The organism is Pseudochrobactrum sp. AO18b (assembly GCF_000409565.1).
Classification (GTDB): domain Bacteria; phylum Pseudomonadota; class Alphaproteobacteria; order Rhizobiales; family Rhizobiaceae; genus Pseudochrobactrum; species Pseudochrobactrum saccharolyticum.
The window spans coordinates 1-802 of sequence record NZ_ANNO01000289.1 but is presented as its reverse complement, the minus strand read 5'-3'; the positions used below and the strand labels follow the sequence as shown (position 1 = coordinate 802).

Sequence of the window (802 nt, the reverse complement as noted above, 5' to 3'; positions counted from 1 at the left end):
GGGGGGGGAGCTTTTTGTTGTCTGTAAATTTCCGTCAGGCATATATTGGGCATATATAAGTGCGGGATAAACTATTGCACAACAACAGTCTGGCCGGATCAGGGCTTTGCCTGACCGGTATTCATTTATAAGTTGCACATCAAAGATTCTCCATTCCTGCCGGTTTGACGAGAGTTCCAAGTTTTGTAAAAGTGACATCTGAAATCGTCACGGTTCAGTTCCGCTGATGGTGCAGACATAGTATGCGTGTTTCACCCGCAATTGCGCTTGGCGCTGTGTTTAAGGCACAGTGTCAGGTTCTATGGGGATTTTAATAATGAAAAATGATTATGAAAAACAGCTTCGTGATGCGGGTGTACGGATCACGCGCCCCAGACGGGTTATTCTGGATATTCTGTCCCAGACGGACGGACATCCGGATGCGCTGGAAATTTTCAAGCGTGCTGTTGAAGTGGATAATAGTATTTCATTATCGACTGTCTACCGGACCATGAAATTGCTGGAAGAGCAGGGGGCTATTCACCGTCATGCTTTTGACGGCGGGCCATCGCGTTTCGAGCAGGCAGGCAATCAGCATCATGATCATTTGATTGATATGGAAACCGGTGATGTGATCGAGTTTCACTCGGAAATGATTGAGAAATTGCAGGAAGAGATAGCCCGCTCGCTGGGTTATGAAATTATCCATCACCGTTTTGAACTCTATGGCCGCAAGCTGAAGAAATAAATTCCGACGCGTTTCAGAATTTATTTTTAAATAATGCAGTTTCGTGTGAAACTTATTGCCTGGATGGGCGTTATG

The 802-nt window shown here is 45.5% G+C and carries 1 protein-coding gene; it reads left to right on the top strand.

Annotated features, from left to right (window positions below):
- Positions 1 to 301: 301 nt before the first annotated feature.
- Positions 302 to 727 (top strand): Fur family transcriptional regulator, encoded by a 426-nt coding sequence (locus tag A918_RS0111965; protein ID WP_028233722.1) that lies wholly within the window; start codon positions 302 to 304, stop codon positions 725 to 727.
- The last annotated feature ends 75 nt before the right edge of the window (positions 728 to 802 follow it).

Bases quoted from the DNA above. Each gene is read 5' to 3' on its own strand.
- A918_RS0111965 (WP_028233722.1), top strand. From the start codon at position 302: ATGGGGATTTTAATAATGAAAAATGATTATGAAAAACAGCTTCGTGAT.